General features: G+C 40.4%; 22 protein-coding genes. 10 read left to right on the forward strand and 12 right to left on the reverse strand.

Annotated features, from left to right (window positions below; all coding sequences use genetic code 11):
• Nucleotides 1-13 precede the first annotated feature (13 nt).
• Complete coding sequence (locus J4526_06265; GenBank protein WFO74683.1) at nt 14-538, reverse strand: hypothetical protein; 525 nt, start codon at nt 536-538, stop codon at nt 14-16.
• A gap of 167 nt (nt 539-705) precedes the next feature.
• Between J4526_06265 and J4526_06270 the strand changes: the two genes are divergently transcribed.
• The gene (locus J4526_06270) at nt 706-1,998 is read left to right on the forward strand and encodes a molybdopterin molybdotransferase MoeA (protein WFO74684.1); all 1,293 of its coding nucleotides are present in this window, start codon (nt 706-708) and stop codon (nt 1,996-1,998) included.
• 67 nt (nt 1,999-2,065) lie between these two features.
• On the opposite strand, the gene J4526_06275 is transcribed toward J4526_06270, so the two are convergent.
• The gene (locus tag J4526_06275; protein ID WFO74685.1) at nt 2,066-2,746 is read right to left on the reverse strand and encodes a PH domain-containing protein; all 681 of its coding nucleotides are present in this window, start codon (nt 2,744-2,746) and stop codon (nt 2,066-2,068) included.
• Nucleotides 2,747-2,914: 168 nt separating this feature from the next.
• Here J4526_06275 and J4526_06280 point away from each other — a divergent pair, with 168 nt between their 5' ends.
• The 4 genes from J4526_06280 (at nt 2,915) to J4526_06295 (ending at nt 8,124) form a co-directional block, all read left to right on the forward strand.
• Nucleotides 2,915-4,012 (forward strand): thiamine ABC transporter substrate-binding protein, encoded by a 1,098-nt coding sequence (locus J4526_06280; GenBank protein WFO74686.1) that lies wholly within the window; start codon nt 2,915-2,917, stop codon nt 4,010-4,012.
• A 29-nt stretch (nt 4,013-4,041) separates the two neighbouring features.
• Nucleotides 4,042-5,640: an iron ABC transporter permease gene (locus tag J4526_06285; GenBank protein ID WFO74687.1), complete on the forward strand. Its 1,599-nt coding sequence runs from the start codon at nt 4,042-4,044 to the stop codon at nt 5,638-5,640.
• Complete coding sequence (locus tag J4526_06290) at nt 5,641-6,630, forward strand: ABC transporter ATP-binding protein (GenBank protein WFO74688.1); 990 nt, start codon at nt 5,641-5,643, stop codon at nt 6,628-6,630. It abuts the gene before it with no gap.
• Between the two features lie 147 nt (nt 6,631-6,777).
• Nucleotides 6,778-8,124 (forward strand): RsmB/NOP family class I SAM-dependent RNA methyltransferase, encoded by a 1,347-nt coding sequence (locus J4526_06295; protein ID WFO74689.1) that lies wholly within the window; start codon nt 6,778-6,780, stop codon nt 8,122-8,124.
• Nucleotides 8,125-8,142: 18 nt separating this feature from the next.
• On the opposite strand, the gene J4526_06300 is transcribed toward J4526_06295, so the two are convergent.
• Nucleotides 8,143-10,122, reverse strand: a complete 1,980-nt coding sequence (locus J4526_06300) for a hypothetical protein (GenBank protein WFO74690.1) — start codon at nt 10,120-10,122, stop codon at nt 8,143-8,145.
• 247 nt (nt 10,123-10,369) lie between these two features.
• Between J4526_06300 and J4526_06305 the strand changes: the two genes are divergently transcribed.
• Nucleotides 10,370-10,663 carry a DUF4258 domain-containing protein gene (locus J4526_06305; GenBank protein WFO76358.1) on the forward strand — a complete coding sequence of 98 codons (294 nt, stop codon included), beginning with the start codon at nt 10,370-10,372 and terminating at the stop codon, nt 10,661-10,663.
• Here J4526_06305 and J4526_06310 read toward each other — a convergent pair.
• The gene (locus J4526_06310; protein WFO74691.1) at nt 10,660-11,328 is read right to left on the reverse strand and encodes an MBL fold metallo-hydrolase; all 669 of its coding nucleotides are present in this window, start codon (nt 11,326-11,328) and stop codon (nt 10,660-10,662) included. The genes J4526_06305 and J4526_06310 overlap by 4 nt on opposite strands.
• Nucleotides 11,329-11,420: 92 nt before the next feature.
• Here J4526_06310 and J4526_06315 point away from each other — a divergent pair, with 92 nt between their 5' ends.
• Nucleotides 11,421-11,774, forward strand: coding sequence for an Mth938-like domain-containing protein (locus J4526_06315; protein WFO74692.1), 354 nt, complete (start codon nt 11,421-11,423; stop codon nt 11,772-11,774).
• A 730-nt stretch (nt 11,775-12,504) separates the two neighbouring features.
• On the forward strand, nt 12,505-13,263 hold the full coding sequence (locus J4526_06320) for a hypothetical protein (protein WFO74693.1): 759 nt from the start codon (nt 12,505-12,507) through the stop codon (nt 13,261-13,263).
• A gap of 26 nt (nt 13,264-13,289) precedes the next feature.
• Here J4526_06320 and J4526_06325 read toward each other — a convergent pair whose 3' ends face one another.
• Genes J4526_06325 through J4526_06335 form a run of 3 tightly spaced genes read right to left on the reverse strand, consistent with a single transcriptional unit; the run spans nt 13,290 to nt 16,050 of the window.
• Entirely contained in the window at nt 13,290-14,321 is a 1,032-nt protein-coding gene (locus J4526_06325; protein WFO74694.1) for an ABC transporter ATP-binding protein, read from the reverse strand.
• Nucleotides 14,318-15,076, reverse strand: coding sequence for an ABC transporter permease (locus J4526_06330; protein ID WFO74695.1), 759 nt, complete (start codon nt 15,074-15,076; stop codon nt 14,318-14,320). The genes J4526_06325 and J4526_06330 overlap by 4 nt, the downstream gene beginning before the upstream one ends.
• Nucleotides 15,077-15,078: 2 nt before the next feature.
• A complete protein-coding gene (locus tag J4526_06335) occupies nt 15,079-16,050 on the reverse strand; it encodes an ABC transporter substrate-binding protein (GenBank protein ID WFO74696.1) in 972 nt (323 codons plus the stop codon).
• Nucleotides 16,051-16,160: 110 nt separating this feature from the next.
• Between J4526_06335 and J4526_06340 the strand changes: the two genes are divergently transcribed.
• Nucleotides 16,161-16,616 (forward strand): Tfx family DNA-binding protein, encoded by a 456-nt coding sequence (locus J4526_06340; GenBank protein WFO74697.1) that lies wholly within the window; start codon nt 16,161-16,163, stop codon nt 16,614-16,616.
• A gap of 59 nt (nt 16,617-16,675) precedes the next feature.
• Here J4526_06340 and moaC read toward each other — a convergent pair whose 3' ends face one another.
• From moaC to J4526_06365, 5 genes are all read right to left on the reverse strand, one after another.
• Nucleotides 16,676-17,113: a cyclic pyranopterin monophosphate synthase MoaC gene (gene moaC, locus J4526_06345; protein WFO76359.1), complete on the reverse strand. Its 438-nt coding sequence runs from the start codon at nt 17,111-17,113 to the stop codon at nt 16,676-16,678.
• Between the two features lie 115 nt (nt 17,114-17,228).
• The gene (locus tag J4526_06350; GenBank protein WFO74698.1) at nt 17,229-17,402 is read right to left on the reverse strand and encodes a DUF2283 domain-containing protein; all 174 of its coding nucleotides are present in this window, start codon (nt 17,400-17,402) and stop codon (nt 17,229-17,231) included.
• The gene (locus J4526_06355; GenBank protein ID WFO74699.1) at nt 17,383-18,444 is read right to left on the reverse strand and encodes a glycosyl hydrolase 53 family protein; all 1,062 of its coding nucleotides are present in this window, start codon (nt 18,442-18,444) and stop codon (nt 17,383-17,385) included. Before J4526_06355 ends, J4526_06350 begins: the two co-directional genes overlap by 20 nt.
• Nucleotides 18,445-18,628: 184 nt before the next feature.
• On the reverse strand, nt 18,629-19,555 hold the full coding sequence (gene moaA / locus J4526_06360) for a GTP 3',8-cyclase MoaA (protein WFO74700.1): 927 nt from the start codon (nt 19,553-19,555) through the stop codon (nt 18,629-18,631).
• 99 nt (nt 19,556-19,654) lie between these two features.
• The gene (locus J4526_06365; protein ID WFO74701.1) at nt 19,655-20,374 is read right to left on the reverse strand and encodes a glycerophosphodiester phosphodiesterase; all 720 of its coding nucleotides are present in this window, start codon (nt 20,372-20,374) and stop codon (nt 19,655-19,657) included.
• A gap of 88 nt (nt 20,375-20,462) precedes the next feature.
• On the opposite strand from J4526_06365, the gene J4526_06370 reads away from it, so the two are divergent.
• The gene (locus J4526_06370) at nt 20,463-21,728 is read left to right on the forward strand and encodes an MFS transporter (GenBank protein ID WFO74702.1); all 1,266 of its coding nucleotides are present in this window, start codon (nt 20,463-20,465) and stop codon (nt 21,726-21,728) included.
• Nucleotides 21,729-21,749: the final 21 nt, after the last annotated feature.

The raw sequence follows: 21,749 nt of genomic DNA on the forward strand, positions 1-21,749 counted from the left end.
ACTTAGGTAGCTACTATCTGAAGGATAAGAGCTTCTTTTTCTTCAACACGATCTCGCATATACCGTTTCTACATCTTATACTCAAAGGCTTCTTATCTACTTTGGCTGGTAATTCGGCTACTCTGGATTCTGTACTTGTTTTTATCAGTACTTTACGTCCACTCGAGTCGACGACTACATCAATATTCTCTTCTCCAGGCACCTCTGTCACAATAGTGATCTTATCTCCCTCATCGTATATGTCTAGAAGGTAATCATTATGGCGGAGAGGAGCATTTCTCCGAGGTAGGAAAGGTGCTGGCCTGAAGGCATTGTTTGTTCCTGGGAGAAATGGATTGAACTCCTTAATTAATGGTTTCCCGTCAGGGCCCATGGTTATTGTGAATCCATAGAACTTCATGTTGTTGAGCATTTTCTTAAGCATCTTCTCGTCTTCGGGTGTAAATCCTGAGGCCACAAGGAAATCCCATAAACCCAGGTCTTTCATTACTTTCTTGATAAACTCCCAGAACGGATCGTCGGGTTCCCTATTACTCATGGTAGTATATTCACACTCCAGATATACTGTAGATGGTTTTTGTCTTCCACTACTCTTAAATATATCGATGTCAATTGTCTCGTCTTCTTAGTCAAATAGATGTTGTTGACATGTAGAACAAGGTTTTTCTATGGTGCAGGTATCAGCGTCATAGTAGGCTGGTTGAAATGGGTGATGTTTTAGAGAGGCTATACAAATACATGGATCCTCGTGAAGCTGTTAATGTGCTTGCTTCAGGACTTGGCCCTATTGGTGTCGAGGAAGTTGATATCAGGAACGCTGTTGGACGCATACTTGCGGAAGATATCGTTGCGTCTACTTCAAGGCCATGGACTGACTTAAGTCATGTCGATGGATTTGCTGTACGTAGCGTTGATACATCAACAGCTTCATCGAGAAGCCCTGTTAAACTAAAGATTGTGAGAAACGTTGATTCAAGAAATGCCCATAACTATAAGATCAAGGAGGGTGAGGCTGTTTTTGTTGAAACAGGATACCCTGTTCCAGAAGGTGCTGATGCTGTTTATCCTATTGAATCCGTTAGGGTGGGAGAAGACTTCATACTAGTCTTTAGGCCTGCGAGAAGCGGCGAGAACATTATTCACAAGGGAAGCGATGTTAAAACAGGTACGCTTATTGCACAACGAGGTACAAGAATCACTCCTTTGCTCCAGAAGCTACTCATAGACCTGGGTATACCTTGTGTCAAAGTATATAAGAAGCCTAGAGTAGCTATCGTGCCAACTGGCGACGAGATTGTTGATGAAGTAGTGGCTGTTTCCACCGGAAAAATACCAATGTCTTCCGCGTATCTCCTCAGGAATGTTCTTGAGTACTGGGGTTGCAGTATATCCAGTGTAGTCAAGGCTAGGGATGAACCAAGAGAGATTATTAATGTGATCGATAGTCTTCTCGAAGGAAATGATATCATTGTGAGTATTGGCGGGGTGTCAATGGGACCTAAAGACTACTCTTGGATAACACTATACAAGCACTATAAGCCCGAAAAGTATGTACGTGGGATCAAAGTACACCCTGGTAGATCAACAAGCGGCTTAAGAGTCAATGATAAAATCGTTGTAAACCTACCCGGATTACCGCAATCAACTATAAGCGGGCTGATTTTCCTTCTCCTCCCAATAATAACGAGGCTACAAGGCGGGAACGAGTTCAAACTGCCATATATTGATGTTTTGCTGAAAGAAACAATAGAAGTCAAGGCATATCCGGCCTTTTATAGAGTCCGGCTAGCTGAAATAGACTACGAGACTATGGAAGCTATAGTGCATGCTAAAACTGAATCCTACAATGTATACCCGCTCGTCAAAGCAGATGGGTTCACAGTGATCCCGCCAAGAAAAACTATTGTCGAGAAAGGAAGCAATATAAAAGTATTCTATTTAGAGCCCTTGTTCTCTTTCTCAAAAACATCTATATTAACAAAAGATAATGTAGTTTAATCAACATATAGAATATTTTATCTTTGATATAATAATTCATTATTTTGTAAAAATTGAGAAAGATTATTTATTCTAGCAATATCTTTTCTAGTTCTTTTTCAAGCTTTGCTTTTAATTCCTTATAGGTTTTTTCGTCTATTTCTCCTATGTCAAATTTTTCCTTTAACTTAATGAGTTCTTCTTCAATCTCTTTTATTTCCGTAAGTTTCATCATGGCTTTCTCTATGAGCCTCTTGACACCTATAGGGTCAGCCACTCCATCGATCCTTATGAGTGTGATGCCTTTCTTATCGGCTCCTGGTGCAAGTATCTCTAATGTGCCATAATTTAGTAGTCTACCAAGTGGTGTTTGTATGATCTCTACACCCTTGATCCAATTGAGGTCTATTGTATCTATTTTCCTAGAGAAAATACCTTTCTTTACATAGATTTCCTTTGTTGTTAACACATATTCGTTGCTAATCCTGATCAGCATTATTTTGATCAATAGAATTAAACCTATGAGGAATAGTATTCCTGACAACCCTATTCTTATGAACATTGCTGGGATACTTATTCTCGATAGAATATACTCGTTGATTAATGGCTCAATTAATGGGAATAAAACGAAGCTTGCTATGGATAGTATAAAGAATAACACCATTGTGGCAGAGAGCTTCATCATAGACCTTAGGCTTCTCCTACCGATCCAGATAACTCTCTCATAGGGGCTCAATACAACCCATGAAGGTGCTTTGAGTTTTCCCAAAAACTACACCCCAAATATCCGTTTGTTTGGTTTCTATAGCTATCTATTACGTGTAATGTAATTATAGTTGTTGACTTTTCTATCTATAACCAAGTTATTTTATAATTAATAAATAGAAAAGAAGATTACCTATAACTAGGTATTAAACAAGATTACGGGGTGGAAAAGGTGAGACGCGAGTATCTGGCAGTAATAATCCTCGCTATAGTGATTATTGTATCTACACTAGGATACCTCTATATAACAGGATGGTTTACGCCAAAGAAAGAAGACATTGTAGTAGTCTATACATATGAGAGCCTGCTGGCGTGGGGTCCTGACCCGAATAAGACATGGGATAAAGTATTTGGTGGCTTCGAGAGAACCTATGGTATTAAGGTGAAGGTTGTTAAGTTCAGTGATGCTGGTGAAATGCTTGCCAAGGTTATTGAGGAAGTTAAGTCCGGCAAAGTCGAGGCTGATGTTGTAATTGGTCTCGATAACATACAGATCATTAAGGCCAAGAAGGAAGGAGTACTAGAACCCTACACACCATCTAACATTGATGAAATATATGATTGGCTTATAGAAGCCTATGACCCAGACCACTATGCCATACCATACGACTATGGCTTAATAGCATTCGTCTATGACACCAAGTACATTAACGAGACTACTATGGAGAACATTACCTTCGAGAGCTTCTATGACCCAGAGCTAGGAGGTACACTCATAGTAGAGGATCCAAGGACGAGCAGTACTGGGCTAAGCTTCCTGTTATACCAGATAACAGTATATGAGAAGTATCTTGGTAAAGACTGGAGGGAGTGGTGGGAGAAAGTAAAACCACGTGTAGAGAAAAGCTGGGGAGACGCCTACGACAGGTTCCTCAATGAAGAATACCATATCGTTGTGAGCTATGCTACTGATCCAGCATACTCAATGTTCTTCTATAACTCGACAAGATATAGTGCAGCGCTAGTGAAGTACAACGGTAAGCTTCTAGGATGGCTACAAATAGAGGGCATAGGAATAGTAAAGGGAGCACCACACAAAGAAGCAGCCAAGAAATTCGTTGAATGGTTCCTCAGCAAGGAAGTACAAGAAGAAATACCATTGAACAACTGGATGTATCCAGCAAACAAGTATGCCAAACTACCAGATGTCTACAAGTATGCTATAGACATGAATCAAGTAGAGGTAGTAAACATTAAGATGCCTAGTAGCGAGATCGCGGAAAACCTCGATACCTGGATAAACGAGTGGGTAGATATAATGAGTAGTTAGCGCTAACGGATATTAATGGTGTAGAATAATTGCATAGGATACTAAAGTTGCGTGCAGGGAAAACAGTAGTATTACTGACGATAACATTACTTATTTATCTACCCGTACTCTATGGTTTAAAAGATGCTTTTTTAGACGACAATGGGTTTTTTACACTACAATATATTATTGATACCTTTTCTCGCCCCAGTATACAGAATTCACTACGTTTCACGTTTATCCAGGCACTACTTAGCTCAGTAATAGCCACAATACTGGGCTCTACTCTAGCATTATCTCTTCTTTTGGTTGGTTTTCGTGGGGCAAGATTGTTGAGAGCATTAAGTATAGTGCCGTTCATGGCTCCTCCAATGGTTGTGGTCACTGGGTTTACGGCACTATATGGAGCCAATGGCTTGCTCTCAAGTATCATTCCATGGCTTCGCGTTTTTGGAGAAGGATTTTGGGCCATAATAGCTGCTCATGTATTCTACAATATTCCTCTATCCCTTAATTTCGTGTATGCATCACTGGTATCCATACCAAGAGAAATAATCGATGTATCAACAGTTTTCTCGAGAGGAAACATAAAGATCTTATTCCAGAGAATAATACTACCCTATGTGCTCCCAGCATCTGCATCGGCCTTCACACTAACATTCATATATTGCTTCACAAGCTTCGCTATACCATTGAGCCTAGGTGGTGTCGGGTACTCAACACTAGAAGTATACATATACTATTACTATAAACTCTTGTTCGACAACCATAGAGCAGCTGCTATAGCACTCATACAATACTTGATCTTGTTCACAATAGTGTTATTGTTTGTGAGTATGCATGGAAGGACATTAGCTCCCCCAACAGGATACAGGCATTACAGAATAAAGTTACCCGTATGGCTTAGGAGAACATTGCTTGTGTACATGGTGATAGTCTTTGTCTACCTTTATATGCCATTGTTTGCCATACCCTATTATGCACTGCTTAATCCTTATACCAAAGAATATAGTCTTGCCGGATTCAAGCGTGTGTTAAGCCTAGGCTACGATCCAGGGCTTGGTGTTGAAACAAGTATTGTCTTCTTGAACACAGGCTACTTTGCCTTGATGACAGGTGTTTTCGCACTAGCTATAGCATCGATAATAGTTTTCCTGGGAGAAGAGTTTTATGATGTAGTCTATATCTCGTTGTTGGCGATAAGCCCTATAACATTATCTCTAGGTCTCGTCAGGACCTACAGCTACTACCTTCCGAATCCTCTACTCATAGTATTCGCGCATACTATAGCAGCGTTGCCTCTGGTTACACGTGTGCTAAGAATAGGATATAGTAGGGTCGCAAAACTTCTTGTTGATGCTGCAAAAGTTGTCGGTGAACACGGGCTACCACTATACATGAGAGTTATAGTACCACTCATGAAACCATCTTACTTGGTAGCATTGTCTCTTGCGCTAGTGGTTAGCCTTGGCGAGTTCAGTGCAACACTATTCATATCAACAACATCTACTACAACACTAGGCATAGCGATCTATAGGTATCGTGGTGTACGAGACTGGCAAGCCTCAGCTGCAGCTGCATCGCTTCTTCTCGCAGCTACATCGGTTATTCTTGTCTTGCTATCAAGAAAAATGGAAAGGTGGCTCTAAATGATCATACTTAAGAATATAATCAAGAAATATGGCGTCATTAAAGCATTAGACAACATCAACTTAGAGATACCACAAGGAAAGATAACGGTTATACTAGGCCCTAGTGGTGCAGGAAAAACAACACTCTTAAGGATAATAGCTGGGCTCGAGGAACCTGATCAGGGAAGGATAATTATCGATGGAAAAGATGTAACACTAGAGCCTCCTTGGAGAAGAGGAGTCTCAATGGTTTTCCAGCAACCAGCACTACTACCACACTTGACGGCTTATGAAAACATAGCTTTTGGTCTAGAAGCACTAGAGATCCCACGGGAGGAGATCGAGAAGAGGGTATTGTGGGCTGCACGTCTAACCCGTATCGAGAGCTTACTAGACAAGTATCCTGATCAACTGAGTGGTGGTGAGCAACAAAGAGTCGCTCTTGCCCGAGCACTAGTCACACGGCCACGCATACTCTTACTTGATGAGCCACTGAGCAACCTAGATCTAGCGTTAAGAGAAGAACTCAGATTAGAATTGAGGCGCATACAGAAAGAAACAGGGATCACGTTCATACACGTGACCCACGATCAGGATGAAGCACTTGAACTAGCTGACTATCTTGTTGTACTTGTTAAGGGAAAGATAGTTGAACACGGGGAACCCATGAGAGTATACGAGAATACCAGGAGTATTGAAGCAGCAAAACTATTCAACCACAATATAGTCGAGACAAGGATTATTGATAAAAAGAAGGTCTATCCATGGGATCATGAGTGGACTAGAGCACGAGCAACAGGAGTTAAAGAAATTATACCACAACACAAACTAGACGTAAAACCAGCCGATAAAGAAACACCATGTGTAGTCAAAGAAGTACTCTACAGGAGAAACTATGGAGTAGCATTAATCGAGTGCAACAATTCTTTAATCAGAGTCGCCTTGCCACTAAACAAGGCAAAAAAGATCCGTAAAAGCATTAATGTAGAGATAGAGTATGTAGAATGATGATTTTTTACGGGTCTCATGGCATTACCGTTGATTACATGACTATATTATTATGCGTCAAGTAATATCTTATCTCAGTAAGAAGTATGGTGAAGAAACAAAGTAAAGATAAAACAGTTGCTCAAATACATGACAAGGGGTAAAATATTGGCGAGCATGAGGACAGTGGTTTATGCTGTAGTGGAGTCGGTTATTCTTGGTGAGAAGATCAAGCCTATTCAGGAGGCGGTTCGCCGTGTCCTCTATAGGTACAGGATTAGTGATGAAGTATTGTTTAAGAAGATAAGTGGTCTTGTCTACAATATATTTAGGAACCATGGTCTCGTGGACTATATTGTTGAGAACTTGACGGGGCTCAGCCCTAGGGATCTTAATAGTGTTGCTCGTGGAGTTCTCCGTGTGGCAGGATATGTGTTCCAGATCGATACCATTATGAGCGATAAATGGAGACACAAGTTCCATAAACACCTTATAGAGTACTCCCAAAGAAAACTAGGATCTAAGTCAAAGACTATTGTAGAGGCAATAGAAAAGATCACTAGGGTGAAATGGAGTCCTTCAAGTAAGTACGAGGAATTCATGTTGGAGTACAGGATCCATCCAGGCCTCTATAGATTACTCGAGGAGGCTTTCAGGGAGCTTAACGAGGATCTCGATAAGTTTCTCAAAGAGACATTGAAGCCCCCACCATATCATGTTCTCCGTGTAAACATGCTCAAGGCTTCTAGGGATGCGATACTCAAGTATCTTAGTGATAGGGGATACAGGGTTGAGCCCGGAAAGTATAGTCCTCAGGCAATACGTGTCTATGGGAGTCTAGGCGATGACATCATAAAGCTTATTGAAACAGGTGTTGTGACACCGCAAGACGAGGCGAGTATGGTTGCTGTAGAACTTCTACCGCTCAGGGAGGGAATTGTTGTTGCAGATCTCTGTGCAGCACCGGGCAACAAGACAAGCTACGTGGCCGAGCGAACGAGACTCAAAGCAGAAATCCATGCCTTTGATGTGAACAGGGATAGGATCAAGAGAATGAGGAGACTACTAGAGAGAACAGGAACAGACAAAGTTGTCAAGATATACCACATGGATGCTAGGAAAGCAGTTGACATTCTTGGCAGGGAGTCCATGGACATAGTTCTCGTAGACCCACCATGTAGCTCTACAGGTGCTCTCGCGAGAAACCCTGATGTACGCTGGAGATACGAGATAGACGAACTAAAAGAAATAAATGAGCTCCAGAAACAACTACTCGAAACAGCGGCAAAGATCGTTAAGAAAGGAGGCTACATACTCTACACAACATGTAGTGTCTTGCCAAGTGAGGGAGAGTATGTGGTCAAGCATGTGCTTGAAAAACATGATAACTTAGAGCTAGTAAGCTTGAACAGACCTTTCAAGAAATCACCACTACTAGAAGAAACAATGAGATCATATCCACATATACATGGAGTAACAGGGTTCTTTTATGCATTAATAAAGAAAAAGTATTAGTGGCATTAAGATGGAATTCTACCTATTGGCTACACATCTTTTCAATGTAGTAATGACGTACATTATGAGCAGTATGGATAATGATGCCATAGACACTATTATCGCTGTTATCAATGTATGCGAACTGAAATCATATGCAATACCGCCTAGTCCACTGGTACCCTTGCCAGCTGATGGCGGGTAAATAGTTATTGTGACAGGGCTGCTATGAATAACTCTAATAGTTATATTGGCGTAATTGGTATAGTACTCCACATAGTATCCTTCGCCCGTAAATGATGGTGTATCATATTTTGTTAGCTCGCTCCCATTCTTCATTACTTTTTCTATCCTGTCATAAGGAACACATATAGTGTACTTGGCTAGGACGCCTGAGGGGGCATAGGCTACTATTCTTGTGTACTGCTTTGTTACCTCTATACTTTGTATCTCAGCGTATTGATTCTGGAATAATGTCCTGTCATCGAAAAGCGTTGGAATGTTGTATGAGAATACTGAGCTTAAGAGAATACCTGTCTTTAAAGCATCGTCCTCGTAATTATACACTGTTGCGACACTTAAATACGACACATTACTTGTAATGTATTGTAGAGGAATAATGAACTCAAAAGAGAGAGTATTTCCATTAGTTATATTCACCATTTTCACGGAATCAATAAGATTCCAAGACCAATCCCATCCCCCTGTACCAGTATACTCCCATAGGAGTGCTTCGTTACTTTCATTATGTACTTCAACCATGTAATCAGCGCCATAATTTCCTTTACCGCCGTAACCAGTGGTTGAATCCCCGTCATAATCTATGTATATGTGTAGTATTACATCTGTTAATCCACTATATGATGCTTTTACGTAGAGGTAGAGCCCCTTGGGTGTAATTAGGTATGCTAGGGCTTCTATACTTGTTGCCGTGCCTGTTAATGTTGTTGTATCTAGGTTATCGTATTCAAGTGCTTGTGCGTCAAGTCTTACAGGCTTAAATGTTGATGGCAGTATTAGGGTTGGTGGAGTAGTTGAGTAATCGATCATTATTTCTCCGGAAGTAAACACTCTTGATACAAAATTGTTTTGTGTATCTATGACGGGGTCAGTGATTGCTGGCCCTGTTTCGTATATGTCAAGCTCAAGTACATTACCGCCGTTTGCATACACGTCTCCTGGCGCGAAAGCCCATCCGCCAAGGCCAAGTATTCTCGCCATGTAGTACCCGTACTTGGCGTTGTCAAGACATGTAATGTCGGCGTAGCTTAATGCTATTGTCTTGCTCAATAGATTATTTTCCTTTAGGTAATTGTATTTCGCTATACCATTAACCCACTCGTAGGGGTTGTTGCTTGTGGTTGTAAAGAAGTTTTGGTCAATAGTGTAGGTTCCTGTGTCTCGATCATATATTGCGACGAAGTTCTCCCACAGATAGTAGTCTCCGAGACTAGCATAGGCCCTAACACCGTTTACAAATACCTTGAGTCCTTTATTCTTCGCGTAATCCACTATTTGTTGGAGACCTTGGTTAAACTCTTGGAGAAGAGGATCATCGGGATTGGTTGTACCAAAGTAACGGGGATCGCATTCATCAAGAAAAACGCCATCAACAAGACCGATGTATCTGTCAATGATTCCTTCTATGTATGCAACCCAATCAGAAAGACTTTGCCCTCCGTCTACAACCATAGACTTGAAAGAGCTTCCTAAACCTACCGGAGTATTTCCTTCGTGCAGGTAAGCATATACTTCAACGCTACGGGTTCTCAGCGCATCTATTACATCATACTGGTTTGTTAAGATGATATCTGCACCACTAAACACTAGTATGTCAAAATCTATATCAAGTAAATTGGAAGTATTTACCCATCCATAGTAGAATATGACGCGCTTAAAACTTTCCAATGGAACAAAGCCTGGTTCGAATTCTGTCTCGCTAGTAGTTATTGGAATACATGAAAACAGTATGATAACTATTATAGAAACTATGGCCAAAGAATTCTTAATAAGCATCATTTATATCACCCACTTTGCGGTATTATAGCATTCCTTATTAACAGAGCCAGGAATTCTTCGGATGCTTTGGTCATTGCCTTCAAGTATAGTAATGGTTATCAAGTAGATTTATTTATAAAGCCGTGTAGTCTTTTCTAGGAATAAGTATCCAATAGAGATTACTCAATCACAAGTAGTCGTCTACAGACTCTATGGCATAGAAGGAGATAATTGTGCTATGAATAAACACTATAGTTTAAAGAAGAACATGAAGATATGTCTTGATAGTATATGTTTTAGTATTATATTTTCTAATCATGCCCTAGATCGAATGAAAGAACGGAATATAGACTTGGAAGATATTATTGAATCATTAAGTAGTCCCGTGCAATTACTCTATGATGCATGGAATGATCTATATATAGCAGTTGCTGGTAAGGGGAGTGCTATAGTGTATGCTTTTCGGGGCGGATATCTAGAGATAGTTACTGTTCTAGGTAAAAGAGAATTTAATGTGTTATTGAAAAAATATGGGAACAAAAGATACAAGGTCATGGGTTAGAATCTTGTGATCCCATTAAGTAACCTCTTTACCATAGGATTATATGTACGTTCAAACCCTATGGTAGTATATTCTCCGTGGCCGGGTAGTACCAATAGGTTATCTGGGAGCTTCATAAGTTTGGTGATGCTTTGGGCAAGAGCTCTAGGATCACCTCCTGGAAATCGTGTTGTCCCGGTTGTTCCTTTGAATAATGTATCCCCCGTTAACACGAACTCTTTTCCCAAAATGGATATACTTCCTGGGGTATGACCTGGTGTATGAAGGATCCTTAGCTTGTAGTCGTTGATTTCTAGTACAGAGTCCTCGGTAAGGTACTCGTCTATTCTGGGGAGTCTCCATGAGTTATCGTATAGTCTGCAGTAAATTCCGGCATGCTCAAGGATTTGTTCATCATCTTTATGTATGGCAAATAATGCTTTTGTATAATCGAGTATTCGGGGTGCAGCTAATACATGGTCGAAATGGCCATGAGTAGCAATAACATATCTGATCTTTATGCCGAGTCTTCTTATTACATTGATTATCTTATCATAGTCTCCTCCAGGATCTACTAGCAATGCTTCCAGAGAGCTACGATCATATATTATGTAAGAATTTGTACTCAAAGGACCTACAACGAGTCTAATGATAGCAATATTCTCATCCTTATAAACATACTCCAAGACGCTGTTACCCATTAATAAAAACCAGAAATCAGATATTAAATATTGGGTAGAACAAGTTTCTACCTAAATAACTAAGTTAGGTGAGTATTATGGAGCAACCGCTTATCGAACACTATGACTTTGGGGTCATAATTATTGATGGTAAGAAGTATTCAAGAGACGTCATAGTCACTCCAAGGAAAATAGTTAGTGACTGGTGGAGAATTGAAGGGCATCGTCTACAGTATCCTGATGTAGAGGAATACTTTGACGAAGATGTTGACGCTGTCGTTATTGGTACTGGTTATTACGGGTACATGAAAGTTGATAATAATGTTGTTGAAGAGTTCAAGAAAAGAGGTAGAGAAGTACATGTCTGTGACTCCAAGAGTGCTGTAGAACTATACAATAAACTCGTCAGCAAAGGCAAGAAAGTTCTACTCTTCATCCACCTTACATGCTAATAGTAGAGTCTTGCATTGCATTACCCATAACTAAGTAAAAGCTAACTCTTCGGTAAGAGACAACATAATAATCAATATGATAATTTTCCTAATTATTCCTAAGTTTTCTGTAGTATCTGCGGTGCAGAGTAAATAATTAAAGAATGTACAGTAAGCCTAAGGAATAAGATTACTGAAGAATACTTGAAATAGGATTCTATACAGAAAGATGTTTCATAAGGAACCAATAATTACATATTGTTAACCATTAAAACAAGACATTTTTTCTAGACAAAAATTATATTTTATTTGACCATAATTATTTAATGAGGGTATTGATTTAGCGGCATCAAGTTTTGATCCTCCTCAAGAAGTAATTGATCTTGTATTGAAAGCTAGGCTATATTAGCATATATTGCATTTAATGTCTTTGACAAAATAGGTGAACTTGTTGGATTACAATTAATCTTTACTGTCTTCTCAATAATACTTGGAATAGCTTTCCTACTCTTCCTCTGGTGCGGTGCAAAAGCAATAGAAAAACAGGCAATCAGTATTAGAAACACATTCATTAAACAAGGTCAAACACAGGAAGTACATGATTACGATTACTATATTTAGACAATGTTCTTACAATAACTTCATAGCCAAATATTTTTGCATTCAGTGCTCTGTTAAGACAAGGTATAGTTAAAACCTCTGATACCGCTAATCATTAATTCTTAAGAATAGTCTTGTAGGTGCAAATATATTGTGTGTGCTGGATGAGCTTGTTAGGAATGAAGTCTTCAGTATAATTAAGGAGTATGGTATTGACCTTGGCGAGCTTGTTGAGTGTCAATCTCTAACAGGAAAGGATCTAGAACTTAAGCGCGAAGAATATGCTCTTGTCAGGGGACCTGAAGTACTCCTGTCATGTAGAGTTAAAGGAGCCGAAGGACAAGCTTTTACTGTTGCGCCAAAGGGGTATCACGGTTCTCTAGAGGACGTACTGTCTCTAGACCTAACTAGTCTATGGAATAGAGGGATATTCTATGCCACAGTGAACGCGGTTGCAAGACTTGCTGGTATTATTGATAAAAGTATTCATTGCAGTAGAGACAAGCCAGAATACTGTGCTACCGAGTTAGCTAAATACATTATGCGTAAACACGGATCATCAACCAGGATACTACATATAGGTTACCATCCATCGCATGTAGAAGAACTCTATAAGTACTTTAGATCAAATCTCCTGGTAACAGATCTACGTGACGATACTATATGGAGGAGGAAACACGGAGTACTAATATACGATGGTGAACTCAATAAAAACTACATAGGATTAGTCGATATAGTGCTTGTTACAGGCAGTGCTATAGTGAATAACACAATATGGGATATACTAAAACACGCATCAATACTTGGTAAGAAGGTAGTAGTCTATGGTGTATCAGCTCTTGGCGCTTTAAAAATTATCTCAAGGAGAATTCCATTAGATATAGAAGTATTTTGTCCTTATTCAAGATAACGAGTTTACTTCACTTCATAAAACTATTATGTTGTCTCTACGTGGAGGTATCTTATTGGTATCTTTATGTAGACTTCGTTACCCGGCTTCAGCAGGATGCTTCGTGTTAGCTTGAGCGTATATGTGTTGTTATTTATGATAACTTTTACTTCTACTATATTGCCGAATATCTTCTTGACTGCTATTATCTTGGCTTTGAATGTGTTCATGCCATGCCATGCAGGAGTTGCTGCCACGTATATCTTGTCTGCGGGTATGAGTATTCTTGCCTTCTTAGTAATGGCCTTGTTTTCTAGAGGGGCAAGTAGTTGTAGTCCATTGCAGTCCATGTAGACCAAGTCTTCAGTAAGCCTCTTACTGATTATGCACTCGAAAGCGTTTATGTACTCTAGTAGATTGTCTATACTCTCTATGAATTCACCGCGAGAACCCGTGTATAGTATCCTACCGTTCTTTATTACGCCAAAGCTCTCCCCGAGCCCGAGAGCCTCATCAATATCATGAGTGACAAGTATTATCGTCTTCTTGTATTTTACTGACAGCTTCTTAAGCATAAGTGCTATCTCTACTTTCTGATCGTACTGTATTCCAGTAAATGGCTCGTCCAGGAGGAGAACCTTTGGATTTACTGCTAATGCTCTAGCCAATGCTACTTTCTTCTTCTCGCCACCACTAAGTTTCAAGGGATACTTTCTCGCTAAATGGCTTATACCAAGAAAATCCATTAGCTCTCTGGCGATAGCTCTTGCTTCACTAACACTATAGCCTTTAACTCTTGGCCCAAACATTATGTTTTCTTCAACAGTCATGTGGGGGAATAGAGCTATTGACTGAGGCATGTATCCTACACAACGTTTCTCTGGCGGGAGATCGTCTATGGGCTCTCCATCGAATAGTATTGTGCCAGTGTACTCTATCAGTCCTGCAATGGTTTTAAGAAGAGTTGTCTTGCCTGCACCATTAGGTCCTATGAGGACGTAGAAACAACCGCTGGGTACATAGATATTTACATTATGTAGTATCTTGTTGGAGACATTCCTTAGCTCTACCGTAGTCATTGTTTCCCTAAACCCCACTTACGCGTTATCATGGACTCTATTTTCTCTATAACAAGCTGGAACCCGAGAGCAAGAACACCAATTATTATGATCAATGCTATGATCTCGTCTACACGGAGTGTTGCGTAGGAGAAGTACATTAGTGCTCCTAGTCCTGTTGATAATGCTAGGTATTCTGTTATGAACCCTATTCTCCATCCATGACCCGCTTCTATCTTTAATGCGGAGGCAACATGTGTTAGTGATAGCGGTAGTATTATGCGTAGCACAAGGTCTCTTCTACGGGCACCAAGTGTTCTCGCGACACCTATTATCTCCGGGTCAAGATTCTTCATCGAGCTTATTATAGAGTATGTCAGTGGGAAGGCAACACAAATCATGATAGCTACTATGGGTAGCAAGTCATTGAGGCCAATCCATAGCATGAGTAGTGGTATAAACGCTATAGATGGAGTAACAGCTACAAAGACAATATAGGGATACAGTGAGCTTCTCAGGAAGTAGTTGAGTGAAACAAGGAAGCCTATGAGGAAACCAAGTGCTACCCCAAGGATAAAACCAGCTAGAACCCGGCATAGAGTAAGAAACATGTGGAAACAAAGGTTTCTCTCGAAAAACAACCTAGCAAAAGCAACAGCTACATTCTCTGGGGGAGGAAATAGGTATGGCTGGTTCACTATAGTGCTGGCTATGTGCCACAAAAATATTATTACGGCGAGCGATAGTAGTGGTGCGATAACGTCTCTGAGCTGCAAATCTATGTTTCACCGATGAACTTTGTATCGATAAACTCTTCTACACTAATAGGCTTGTCTATAGCACCAAATCTTACAAGTAAGTCTATGTACTCCTTTATTGCGGTTGTGTTGATCTCTATGGTATAGTCTAGGTGCTCCATAGACTTCTTCATAATACCGTAGTCTGTAGCCAAGTGCTTGGCAACTATTTTAGCTGCTTCATCAGGGTGTTCTCTAATGTAGTCGGTGGCCTTCCCGATTATCTCAACAATTTTTGCTACGATATCAGGGTGCTTGTCGAGGAACTTCTTCATAACTACGACGCCGCTACCAGGCATACTAGGCCATACATCCTGGCTCCTCAATAGCACGTGGGCGCCCATGGCTTCTACTAGTGTGGCGTAGTGCTCCGGTATAAAGGCGGCATCGATCTTGCCGCTCATCAATGCGTTGACTGCCATGAATGGAGGCATTTTACGGTACTCGAAGGTGACATTATACTTTTCTTCAACCAAGTGAGCAAGAAGCCATACCGGGGATCCTGGACCAGAGACGCTGACAAGCTTCCCGTTGAGCTCCTCGATACTATTGTACTCGGGCCTGGCAACCAAGGCGTATCCATGTAGGTGAGTCATAGCGACGAGCCGTAGGTCAACACCCTTGGACTTAATAACTATTGCCGGCCCAACACAAACCAATGCCACATCAATGTCTCCGCGGCTCATCTCTATAGCCAGGTCTAGTCCTGTCGAGAAAGTCCTTACCTCAACATTGATCCCAGCGTCACTAAACCATCCCTTGTCATATGCAATCCAAAACGCTGCAGAGTGATCATTAAGCTCGACAGCGAAAACAACAGTCACGTTTGTAGCATTACCTGTAAGATTACTGGAGCCACTAGGTGTTAGTAGTAAATGACTTGACACAACATAGCTTAGCCCAGCACCAATAATAGCCCCTATCAAAAGGAACACTATGTACTTTGCATCCATTTTCAACACCAGTTATTGGACAAGAAGGGGTAGAGCCTATAAATATTCCTCATACTGTAAAACAAATTTATTAGAAAGAAGCATAATAGTATCACGTGAGAGGATCCGTGATGAGCGGGAAATACGGGTTCCTTACTGAGCAACAAGTGAAAGTACTAAAACTAAGAAGCAAAGGACTATCATTAAGGCAAATAGCAGAGATCATGGGTACCAGTCATCAAAACATAGCTGTGGCAGAGAAGAGAGCACTCGAGAAAATACGGCAAGCAGAGAAAACAATACTAGTATACAAACTCATAACCTCACCAATAAAAATAGTCATAGAAGAGAATACACGACTCATAGACATACCAAGGATCATAATTGATGAAGCAGACAAGAAAAACATACGTGTAAAAGGAGACTTCACACTAATATACAAGATACTACGATACAAAACACCAGACTGCATACAAGGACAAAAAACAGTAAAACCAATACTAGTACTAGTAGAACAAGACGGGACAATAAACGCATACAACTACAGTGATATAGAAGACTTAGTTAAAGAGATAGAAGAAATCTAGAGAACACCATCGGAAACCGGTCGGTTTCCATGTGAAACAAAGGAAAAATACTATCGTAATCATTCAAGTTCTTTCTTAGTTTTTACCACTACTCTTATGTTTTTGATTAATGTGTAGGGGTATTGTCCTTGTTGGTCTTTCTCATATTTCTTGACCATGTCCCATATGTTCAATAGTGCTATTGCTACTCCTGTTAATGCTTCCATTTCGACCCCTGTCTTTGCCGTCGTCTTGACTGTTACCTTGACCTTGATCTCCTCATCACTTATGATCTCAAATTCTGTCTTAACATTTGTTATCGGTATATTATGGCACAATGGTATAAGATCTGGTGTCTTCTTAACAGCGTTTATAGCAGCTATACTCGACACAGTAAATACATCACCTTTCTCCACAAGACCCTTCTTAATACGCTCTACAGTCTCTCTCCTAAGCTTGATTATACCCTCGGCAACGGCTTCCCTGTACGACACAGGTTTACCCGTTATATCAACCATAGACAAAACCAATCCCCATTGTCTATCAAGTAAGTGTCTAAGCAAATAACTCTATTGTCCTCCAAAGTATTTCCTTGTATTCGAGGTTTTGTATACTGCAATTACAATTATGTAATCAGCTTCTACACAGTAAACCACTAACCCCTTCATCAATTTCTTTGCTATCAACAACGCGTCCTTCTTTGATCTTGATATACAAGGCGTCAGCAAAAGGAGCATACTTAATGAAGGTACTCTGGAATAATTGAGTAACAATGATTAGATGAAGTTTAAGGGTTTGTATTTTCAATCCTAGACTTCTTTAAGTACAAAAACCATTTCCTAAGGGTATAGTAGCTTCTCTTTGGTCTATAGTCATTTTTTAGTACTCCGAAGTATCCTTCGTAACTAGTTTTGTTCAATAGTGTGTGTTGTTCATCTAGTAGCTCGTACCATGAAACGAACTCTAGTTTGTCTAGGTACCTTGAGGTTATTGTTTTAAAGAAATAGTTCATGTACTTTACCTGTTTTTCTTCACCATGTCTCGGTCCGCACAACCCTATTCCGTTGGTGGGGTAGCCTGTCTCCATGACTGCTACTTTGGTATTGTATCTATTGGCTATAGCTAGTATGTCGTCTAGTACACTCCAGTTGTATGGGTTATAGCATGAACACCATGTTCCTGGATAGTGGTCTATCCCAATGACATCAATTACTCCACGTAGTCTACTACATGTTTTCTCCACGTAATTCTTCCACCCTGGAATACATGTAAATACATTGACAATAGTCTTGAACTGGTGTCTTGACCTGGTTTCTCTATGCGACTCTTTGAGGCCCTTGTGTAGAGTATAAATGAAGGCTATGGGGTCTAGCTTGTTCTTCATGAGAGGGTTGTTGAGTTCGTTTCCTAGCTGAAACCATCTTGCGTACCTCAAGGCTATGCTGCTGGCAACCATACTATACTCAAAGACCTTGCCGTAGAAACTGGTTCTTCCAACATAGACACGGCATGGATCAATACCTAGTCTATCCTTTAGCCAAGAACAATACTTTTCGTCAATAGGCTCTAGAAGTCCTTTCCTTAGCCAGCAGGGAAACCCTGTACCAAGAATAACAAGTGGTTCAATACCATTCTCAGTCATGAATTTTAGTAGAGACAAATAATACTCGACAGCGCCGGTATCAAGAAACCCAGGGTCGGGCTCGAGATCACTCCACCACAAATCAAACCTAGCATACTCGACGCCAAGACTCTTCAAGAACCTGACGACTAGCTTGTCTTCTCTAGAAACCCTAGGTACGCCATTATACTTGAAATGAACACAGACAACAGGCCTAGGTCTAGCCAATACATCACCTAAGTATCTATTCTGTAGTACATACACTACTTAACACTAATATCCCAACACCATAATCTATAAGCAATCATTAATGGGCTTATGCTAGTATCCTTATAAATTGAGAGTATGAAACAATGAAGATAAGGGACGTTTACTCTAGAAACAATGGTCATTCTTGAGTTTAGATATTCAGTTATTTTGCAGTATTCTTTTTTAATGATTTAAAGAATGGTTCTCTTAGACTATTTGCTTTTTCTATTAGTTTCTTTAGTGCTTCTTTGTCTCGTTCCTTTATTGCAGGCTTCATATCTATTAGTATGTCGTTCCTATAGATGCATGTCTTGAGTTTACCGTCGGGTGTCGCTCTGATTCTTGTGCATCTCATGCATAGTTCTGGGTTGTCATATCCCTTGACTAGCGTTACCTGTATTCCTGTGGGAAGCACGTATGTAGGTCTTGACTGGAATTCTTTCACGTACTTCCTAGTACTTATTTGCTCCAGGTATTCCTGGATCTTGTCGAGTTTCCTATGGAGTTTATTATAGTCTCCAAGACTCATTCCTAATGGTATAAGCTCTATTATATTGAGATCCGCCCCGATCCTTTCAGCATAACTTATTATCTCCTTGTACTCGTCTTCATTAAGGCTCAGCACTAGATAGTCTATTTTCACAGGTATACCCGCGTCAACAGCACTCTTTATGCCCTCAAGGACTCTATTGAGGTCTCCACGAGTAATATTCTTGAACACGCTTGGGTTGAGTGAATGAAGACTAATATTAATCCTGGCAAGCCCTGCTTCAGCTAGTTTTACTGCATACTGTGATAATAGTGAGCCATTTGTTACAAGCGACACTTCCCCGCCGACACCAGTTATCCCTGCAACAATGTCTGGTATATCGCTTCTGACTAGAGGCTCTCCGCCAGTAATCTTATAGTACTTGATCCCAAGCTCTACTGCTGCTTCAGCAACGAAAACCCATTCACTAGCAGACAGCTCTTCCCCGCTAATACCAGGTATTCCTTCATGGTGGCAGAAAATACAATTGTGATTGCATTTAAGGGTAACACTGATCCTCATGTGGGTTAGTGGTCTACCGTACTTGTCTATAAGCCTCATCACTAATCATCTATTTCTCATTTGTTCTAGTCTAGCTTTACTGTTTACCCAAATAAATTCTTGTAGGATTTAATCCAGGGTATGGGCTTATTTTATTTATCATAGTTTCTCACGGAGCTCCACTAGTCTCTCAGGGTAATCAGTGGCGATACCATCTATGCCACGGCGTACAAGCTCTAATGCGTCATCAGAGTTATTCACAGTCCAAGCCACTACTTTCAAGCCAAGCTTATGTGCGAAACGAACGGCTTTCTCTGTGGCAAGCCTATAGTACGGTAGTACTATTTTTGCTCCAAGACGTCTGGCATCAACTATTTTCCCTGGCGGCTTGAAGTATATTATCCCGGTGACTATTTCAGGTGAATTATTCTTAACGTATGCAAGAGGTTCTTCATAGAAGCTTATTATTGCAGACCATTTCTCTGCTCCATAAGTCTTCACAATGTCGAGGACTTTGTCTATGGTGTCAGGCTCCTTGATCTCTATGAAAAGCCCGCATATACCATCAATAATCCTGAGTGCCTCCTCTAGTGTAGCAACAGGTTCTCCCTTGATCTTTATGTGTTCTCGTATCCAGTCATAATCGAGGCTCCGTACATTCTGTGGTATGCCTGCAAGTCTCTCGAAGGTGTCGTCGTGGAGTAGTATTAGTTTTCCATCTCTAGTCATGCGGACATCTACTTCAATAATATCAACGCCTTGTTCTATAGCGTACTTAATCGAGGAGATGGTGTTCTCGGGTTTAACACCAGCTGCGCCACGATGACCTACTACGGCAAAAGGTTTCCTCCCGAGGAAATCCAGTATTTGCCGTGACAACTCTATTCAAAAACCTCCAGTTATAAATAACTATATTCGAGACTATAAACACTTTCCTAGTACAAACACGTTTACCAGGTCTCCGGAAATGAAGAATTTTCTCGTAGACAGTATATTGGATTTACAAAATAGATTGAGGGCATTTGGAAAAGAATTATTGATGCTTTTACCACAGAGCATTCTACTTTACACATTTGTACACTCTGCACTACTGAGCTTGTCATGGGTTATAAGACCTCTCTTCCTATATACTCTCGGTTATTCTGGCTTCGAATTTGGTTTGCTTGGAAGCATAGTCTTAGCGTCATCTATGGTGGCGAGTCTTGTTGGCGGATGGTATGTTGATAGGTATAGTGCTTTAAATCTCATGTACATCTCTATAGCACTTGAGTCTCTTTCAATACTGTTGCTATCAAGTGGTGACAAGATACTAATCGTGTTATCGGCAGTAGTATCGGGGCTTGGATTTAATCTTAATTGGAACACGTTTACAATACTCATTAGCAGGATATCCAGTGAGAAAAAGTATGAGCAAGCATATTCTTATGTTTGGTCACTAAGCTTCATAGGGAACTCTGTTGGAGCATTCATGGGTTGGGTTCCTGGGATCCTCATAAGTTACTTTCATTACCCTGAAAGAGAAGTATACAGGTCAACACTAGCCATAGTCTCCCTACTAGTCTTCTCGACGCTACTGTTGCTGAGGAAAATTAGTGAACCAAAAGGGTACCCTATAGCAAAGGAAGAGGGTGAACAAGAAAAATGTTGTGGATGGAGAGAACTACCGTGGAATATAGTAGGGAGATTCATTGTAGTTGAAGCTCTGATAGGTTTTGGTGCAGCTCTATCAATACACAACATAAGCTATTATTTCATACTAAAATACGGTGTTGGCAGCGGAGAACTTGGGACAATGTATGGTCTAAATGATCTAATAATGGGCTTGTTGATGATTCTCCTCCCAGAAGCGTCAAGAAGAGTGGGTGGTGCATTACGTCTCTACATACTATTGTCTAGCACGAGTATACCATTACTAATAGCGATCACTCTTGTGGTCAACTATTATATTGCTATGGCACTTTATCTCGTCAGAACGATCTTGATGAACATAACCCACCCGATATACTCTGCCTTCATGATGAGTATCATACCCAGTAGCTATAGAGGTAGGTCATTATCAATAATAAACATATCACGTAATTTCACAAGCATATTTGCTAGAAGTCTCGGAGGATATCTTCTTGACGTCGACCTAGAGCTTCCTTTAAGAATAACATCTATGGTATACAGTATAGACATCATACTCCTTGTATTCCTGTTTAAAGAGCATGTGTTTAGGAAATCTGCTCAATAAAATCTTGTAGAGCAATTAGTC

The sequence above is a fragment of the Desulfurococcaceae archaeon MEX13E-LK6-19 genome (assembly GCA_029637525.1).
Taxonomy (GTDB): domain Archaea; phylum Thermoproteota; class Thermoprotei_A; order Sulfolobales; family Desulfurococcaceae; genus MEX13ELK6-19.